Below are 6,045 nucleotides of genomic sequence, written 5' to 3' on the forward strand. Positions count from 1 at the left end.
CAATAATTGAATATTAAAAAATAGGGAAAGGTAGGAGGGAATAATCAGTAATCCTATTAAAAAGGACTATAAAAAAGATATTGCATAATTAAAGACAAGTGTTTATAATTAGGACAAAAGTTTATTTAATAAGGGCTGAATCATTATGAATCAAAAAGAGTCGTTAATATTACAGCTTATTGAGGAAAACCCTTTTATCTCACAAAATGAGATTTCTGATAAGACGGGGTTGTCACGATCAGCGGTCGCCGGCTATATTTCATCTTTAACGAAAGAGGGAAAGCTTCTCGGCAGAGCTTATGTGCTTCCAAAAAGGAAACATATCGTCTGTATTGGCGGATCCAATGTGGATAGAAAAATACAGACACTTCAAACGCTCCAGCTTGGCACATCCAATCCTGCTGAAAGCTCGCAATCATTTGGCGGGGTGGCAAGAAATATTGCAGAGAACCTTGGAAGATTAGGATGTGATGTCGCTCTTATGACTGCAGTCGGTGAGGACGGAGAAGGCGATTGGCTGCTGGAGCATACAAAATCGTATGCAGACATCAGCCCATCCCAAGCTTTCTCGAATGCAGCTACAGGAACATATACCGCCGTGTTAGATCATGAGGGTGAAATGGCGATTGCTCTAGCAGACATGTCAATCTATGATTTGGTTGACATCGATTTTGTCGAGAGAAAATGGGGACATATTGCTTCATCAGATTTAGTTGTTATTGATACGAACTTTCCAGCAGAAGTCATTAAGCAGCTAATCGGTCGTTGTCATGAAGCAAAAATTCCGGTTTGCATTACACCTGTCTCTGCGCCAAAAGTAAAGAAGCTGCCAAAAAGCTTGGCTGGAGTCACGTGGTTAATTGCCAATAAGGACGAGGCAGAAGCCTTATCTGAAATGGAAATTAAGAATGATAGCGATTTTTTCAAGGCAGCAGAAAAAATGCTGGAAAAGGGTGTAGAAAAGGTCGTTATCACTAGAGGAGATAAAGGTCTCATTTACTCTACACAAAAAGGAGAGTCTGGGACAGTCCTTCCGCCAAAAATTCAAGTGGAAGATGTGACAGGTGCCGGAGATTCGCTTGTCTCAGGAATGATGTATGCACATTTACAAGGATTAGATATTGAGAACGCTTGTAAAATAGGGATATCCTGTTCCGCTATTACACTGCAATCTCACGAAACTGTGAATCCGAATTTAAATCAAGTTCACTTGCAAGAAACGTTCAACCAATACTTTAAATAAGGGGTTTTGTCACATGTTAGAAAACTGGTTAGAATATTCAGCGGAAGTTCAAGAAGCAAAAAAAGCTAATAAACCGATTGTTGCTTTAGAATCAACGATCATCTCTCACGGAATGCCATATCCGCAAAACGTGCAAACAGCTAGAGAAGTAGAAGAGATTGTCCGTAAAAACGGTGCAGTTCCCGCAACAATTGCGATTTTAAATGGAAAAATTAAAATCGGTCTTTCAGATGAAGAGTTAGAATACCTAGGACAAGCCAAAGATGTCGCAAAAGCTAGCCGCCGTGACCTGGCATACCTAGTAGCGCAAAAGAAAGATGGTGCTACAACAGTTGCTACGACAATGATTTGCGCAGAGCTTGCAGGCATTGAATTATTCGTTACAGGCGGAATCGGTGGGGTTCACCGTGAAGCAGAAACAACAATGGATATTTCTGCTGACCTTCAAGAATTAGCACAAACGAATGTGGCAGTAGTATGCGCAGGAGCTAAATCCATTCTTGATATCGGCCTAACATTAGAGTACTTAGAAACACATGGAGTTCCTGTTGTCGGATATGAAACAGATGTCCTTCCTGCATTCTATACGCGTACAAGTCCATTTGGCTTGCACCAACGTGTTGACACTCCTGAAGATGCAGCAGCTATTATCCGCACAAAATGGGAGCTTGGCCTAAACGGCGGTGTTGTTATTGCTAACCCGATCCCAGAAGCGGATGCATTAGAAGAAGCATTCATTACAAATGTGATCGAATCAGCGTTAAAAGAAGCAAAAGAAAATAATATCGCTGGTAAAGAAGTAACTCCATTCCTTTTAGGAAAAGTAAAAGAGCTAACAGAAGGTACAAGCTTAACGGCTAATATTGCGCTTGTGAAGCACAATGCGGAAGTTGGTTCAAGAATTGCAGTAAGCTTACAAAAATAATAAGTGTTCATAATAAAGGCCAGGTCCTGCGGTTCAAACTGCTGGGACTGGCCTTTTTAATTTGTTACGGGATTTTCTGTTCGATGTGCGGTCAACACATAGCGATAAGGAGCATCGCCAATATAGGAAAAGGGATAGCAGGTGGAGACTGTTAGTGTTTCCGTAGGTGCAGTAGATTTAATAACCGTTGTATCATTTGCCTCGACAATTTGTGAGCCGGTAATTTCGTAGCTATAGGAGCCATATGGCATGATGACGTGAAATACATCCCCATTTCTTAAACCTCCGAGGCGGCGAAAAACAGTTTCCCGGTGACCGGAAAGCAGAATTTGATCAGGTTGTCCTGGCAGCGCCGTACTGGAGTAATGGCCAACTCCTTTTTCTAATTCATATTCGCTCGTCCCCTCAACAATAGGAAGCTCGGCTTGAAGCTTAGGGATTTCTAAAATTCCGATTACCTCTCCCTTTTTGAAAGGCTTAGGTATTTCTTTTTGTTCGTTTTGATGAACAAAATGATGATCCTCTTTTTGAACAACCATTTGGACTTTCTCTCTAGCTTCTTTTAAGGAAATTTCTTTGTTTTTTTCAAGAATATAAATATCTTTTAAAGAGAACAGGACAAGTCCAATCCCCGTAAAAAAAATGATGGAAGCGGAAATTAGAATGAATTGGTTCCTAGCAATCACCTATTCTTTGCCTCCGTTCATATTCTTAAATTTAATAAAATCCAAATAATAAGCAAATTCCTCTTTCGTCACACCAATATCAATCGCATCATGGACCAATTCAATCCATTCGCGATCTACTTGATTCATCTCGTTTGGCTCCGCCTTTTTCTTCTGATCCAACAAATCCTCTACATCCGTATCAAGAGTTTTTGCTAGTCTTGATAACACTTGTAAAGATGGATTTTGTTGAATGCCTCTTTCTATGTAGCTTAAATAAGATTTAGAAACACCCGCTTTTTCGGAGAGTTCATTAATGGATAAACCCTTTTCTATTCTTAACCTCTTAATACGCATACCAACCATATATTTTATCCCCTTTTATTTAGTATATCGTAATTTTCATTATAACGAACAAAGTGTTCAATAAAAAATTCGAAATATTGAGAAAACTAAAGGATAACATAGGAAACAAACGAATAACGTTCTTTAAAACGAAAAAACGGGCGAATTTGATTTTTTATGAAATAGGAATATTAGACTATACTCAATGATAAGATTCTGTAAAGAGAACGAAAAATCATTAAGGTGGTGTCATGAATGTATCAAAAAAACTGTGATCAATGCCATCGGCCATCTTATAGCAGCAGTGAAATAGGAAGTTGGCTGTGCCCCGTTTGCGGAAAAGATTTAACGACGTACCCATTTTTTGATGCTTTGACCATGGAAAGAATTCATATAAAGGCAGTACCGTATCAAAAGAAAATAGAGAAATATGATTTTAAACAATTAAGGTAATCATTTAATTTAATAAGAACTAATTTTTGGGAGGAGCAGTCTAATGGAGACAAAGGCACTCAATGAAAAGTTAGATATGGAATGGATCCAGCTTATACTAGAGGCAAAAAAATTAGGAGTTAAAAAAGAAGAAGTTCGCGATTTCCTTCAACAATATATTTTAAACGATGCTTTAACTAATAAGCCGATATGCTAACACAAGATAGAATAATAGTATAAACTCGAGTATTTCTTACAAGGATTTTTTCCTTTTAAGAAATACTCTTTTTTTGTTGCGTTGTGAATCAATGAGTTCTATAGAAAGAACGAAAACGTTCTAAATAAATTACAAAATAGTTAGAAAACAAGAGAAATAACAAGGAAACAAGCACGAAACGTTCTTTATATCGAAAAAACGGACGTTTTTGAGGTTTTTCAAATCGATCCTTATGACATATACTCAAATCAACAGGTTCTTTATAAAGAACAAAAAGCCTGACTGGGTTATGTATTGTTCCTTTTTAGGAACAACAAGACATAGGCAGATCGAAGTTTTTGAAAGTAGTTAATTTCAATGAAAATTTCAAGAGGTGAAAGAAATGAAGAAAGTGATGAAAGGTTTAAGTAATGCAGTAACGATACTTCTGTTTTTACTACTTATATTGATGGCCATGTTAGTAATTTCCTCTAAAGCTTCAGGAGGGGAGCCACAAATATTGGGATACCAACTGAAAAACGTATTATCCGGATCAATGGAGCCAACCTTTAAAACTGGTTCAATCATCGCTGTTAAACCTGGGGGAGATACAACTAGATTCAAAAAGGATGATGTCATTACATACATGGAAGATGAACAAAAAATCGTTACTCATAGAGTCATTGATGTTGTAAAAAGTGGTGACCATGTTATGTATCAAACAAAAGGTGATAATAATGAGCATCCTGATTCCAATCTTGTTCTTTCAGATAATGTAGTGGGTGAATACACAGGATTTTCAATTCCATACATTGGATATTTTATAGATTTTGCAAAATCAAAAGCTGGAACAGCAACTCTACTAATTGGGCCAGGAGTTATATTACTCCTATATTCTGCAATATCAATATTTAAAGCTCTGAAAGAAATAGAGCATGCAACAAAGAGAAGAGATGAGAACCAAGGACCTGAAAAAACCGCTTAATTATGGTTGTATTCCTTATGGAAACATAAGGATTCAATAAAAAAACTACATACCTCGTAAAAAACGGGGGAGAAACCAAGGAGGAAGGTAAAATGTCAATCAAAAAGAAATTAGGTTTAGGGGTAGCTTCAGCAGCACTAGGTTTATCATTAATCGGTGGAGGAACTTGGGCAGCATTCAACGATGTTGAAAAAATGGATAACCGTTTAGCTGCGGGAACATTGGATCTGCGAATTGGCAATCAAGCAGAAGGTGTAATGAAAGTATCTAATCTAAAGCCAGGGGATACAATGACTCGCCAATTCAAACTTCAAAACTGGGGCAGCCTAGATATTGAAGATGTGCTTTTAACTGTTAAACCTTTTGGAGAAACAGCGCCAGGATTCGCAGGTGAATTTGCTGTAACAATGTTAAATACTGATGGCATTAATTTATTGTCTGGAATTGCTAAAACTGGAGTACGTGATAATGGAGAAAATTATGTTTCAGTTCAAGATTTAATTGATCACGCCAATGGAGGAGGATTCGACATTTCAAGTGTCAATTTGTATAAGAATCCTACTATTCCTGGCAGAGATGAAGACATTATCGACATTAAAGTTGAATTTGTTGACAAAAAAGCTAAGGACGCGGCTACTGGTAAATACGTACAAAATCAATACCAAGGCAAGGTTGCTGAATTTACATTTGTCTTTGAAGCTACTCAATCAGCTGGTTCTGAAAGAGCAAATAACTAATAAAAGAATGAAAGGTGGGTTAATTAACCCACCTTTCTATATATTGAATATCCCTTTCTAAAATATATTAAATAGTTGAGGAGGGCAAAATGAGTATTAAAAAGAAATTAACATTAGGTATAGCAAGTGCTGCACTTGGACTTTCCCTGGTAGGTGGAGGAACTTTTGCGGCATTTAATGATGTTGAGTCGATGAACAATACCTTAAAAGCAGGTGTCCTAGATCTTAAAGTAGATCCATCTGTGATATTTAATGTTTCAAACTTAAAACCTGGTGACCATATGCTACGCGATTTTAAAATTATTAATATTGGAACATTAGATATTGAAAAAGTCCTCATGCACACTAGCATTGAAGTAAAGGATAAAGAAGGATATATTATTGATAGCGATTTCGGATCACAATTTATTATAAATTTTTTAACAAGTGATATGCAGCCTATTATAACCCCATGGGATAATGTATCAATACAGGATCTTAAGAGACTAACAGATAACGGGAAGTCTCCAGATATTAC

Annotated in this window: 9 protein-coding genes; 7 read left to right on the plus strand and 2 right to left on the minus strand. The window is 37.2% G+C overall.

Annotation, left to right across the window (positions count from 1 at the left end):
• Positions 1-145: 145 nt before the first annotated feature.
• Both V7149_RS21570 and V7149_RS21575 read left to right on the plus strand, forming a co-directional pair.
• The gene (locus V7149_RS21570; RefSeq protein WP_335347650.1) at positions 146-1,243 is read left to right on the plus strand and encodes a carbohydrate kinase; all 1,098 of its coding nucleotides are present in this window, start codon (positions 146-148) and stop codon (positions 1,241-1,243) included.
• A 13-nt stretch (positions 1,244-1,256) separates the two neighbouring features.
• The gene (locus V7149_RS21575; protein ID WP_335347651.1) at positions 1,257-2,168 is read left to right on the plus strand and encodes a pseudouridine-5'-phosphate glycosidase; all 912 of its coding nucleotides are present in this window, start codon (positions 1,257-1,259) and stop codon (positions 2,166-2,168) included.
• Positions 2,169-2,224: 56 nt separating this feature from the next.
• Here V7149_RS21575 and V7149_RS21580 read toward each other — a convergent pair whose 3' ends face one another.
• Entirely contained in the window at positions 2,225-2,854 is a 630-nt protein-coding gene (locus V7149_RS21580; protein WP_335347652.1) for a class D sortase, read from the minus strand.
• Positions 2,855-3,199, minus strand: coding sequence for a helix-turn-helix domain-containing protein (locus tag V7149_RS21585; protein WP_335347653.1), 345 nt, complete (start codon positions 3,197-3,199; stop codon positions 2,855-2,857).
• Positions 3,200-3,433: 234 nt separating this feature from the next.
• Here V7149_RS21585 and V7149_RS21590 point away from each other — a divergent pair, with 234 nt between their 5' ends.
• The 5 genes from V7149_RS21590 to V7149_RS21610 form a co-directional block, all read left to right on the plus strand.
• Entirely contained in the window at positions 3,434-3,631 is a 198-nt protein-coding gene (locus V7149_RS21590; RefSeq protein WP_335347654.1) for a hypothetical protein, read from the plus strand.
• A gap of 43 nt (positions 3,632-3,674) precedes the next feature.
• A complete protein-coding gene (locus V7149_RS21595; protein ID WP_335347655.1) occupies positions 3,675-3,827 on the plus strand; it encodes an anti-repressor SinI family protein in 153 nt (50 codons plus the stop codon).
• A gap of 382 nt (positions 3,828-4,209) precedes the next feature.
• A complete protein-coding gene (gene sipW / locus V7149_RS21600; RefSeq protein WP_335347656.1) occupies positions 4,210-4,791 on the plus strand; it encodes a signal peptidase I SipW in 582 nt (193 codons plus the stop codon).
• A gap of 92 nt (positions 4,792-4,883) precedes the next feature.
• Positions 4,884-5,528: a TasA family protein gene (locus V7149_RS21605; RefSeq protein WP_335347657.1), complete on the plus strand. Its 645-nt coding sequence runs from the start codon at positions 4,884-4,886 to the stop codon at positions 5,526-5,528.
• Positions 5,529-5,617: 89 nt separating this feature from the next.
• A partial coding sequence (locus V7149_RS21610) for a TasA family protein (protein WP_335347658.1) occupies positions 5,618-6,045 on the plus strand: 428 nt, incomplete at its 3' end.

Source organism: Bacillus sp. JJ1503, assembly GCF_036965125.1.
In the GTDB taxonomy this organism is placed as follows: domain Bacteria; phylum Bacillota; class Bacilli; order Bacillales; family Cytobacillaceae; genus Cytobacillus.

Excerpts from the sequence above, each read along its gene's own strand:
- V7149_RS21590 (WP_335347654.1), top strand. The coding sequence starts at position 3,434 with ATGTATCAAAAAAACTGTGATCAATGCCATCGGCCATCTTATAGCAGC.
- V7149_RS21585 (WP_335347653.1), bottom strand. The coding sequence starts at position 3,199 with ATGGTTGGTATGCGTATTAAGAGGTTAAGAATAGAAAAGGGTTTATCC.
- sipW (WP_335347656.1), top strand. The coding sequence starts at position 4,210 with ATGAAGAAAGTGATGAAAGGTTTAAGTAATGCAGTAACGATACTTCTG.
- V7149_RS21605 (WP_335347657.1), top strand. The coding sequence starts at position 4,884 with ATGTCAATCAAAAAGAAATTAGGTTTAGGGGTAGCTTCAGCAGCACTA.
- V7149_RS21595 (WP_335347655.1), top strand. The coding sequence starts at position 3,675 with ATGGAGACAAAGGCACTCAATGAAAAGTTAGATATGGAATGGATCCAG.
- V7149_RS21575 (WP_335347651.1), top strand. The coding sequence starts at position 1,257 with ATGTTAGAAAACTGGTTAGAATATTCAGCGGAAGTTCAAGAAGCAAAA.
- V7149_RS21570 (WP_335347650.1), top strand. The coding sequence starts at position 146 with ATGAATCAAAAAGAGTCGTTAATATTACAGCTTATTGAGGAAAACCCT.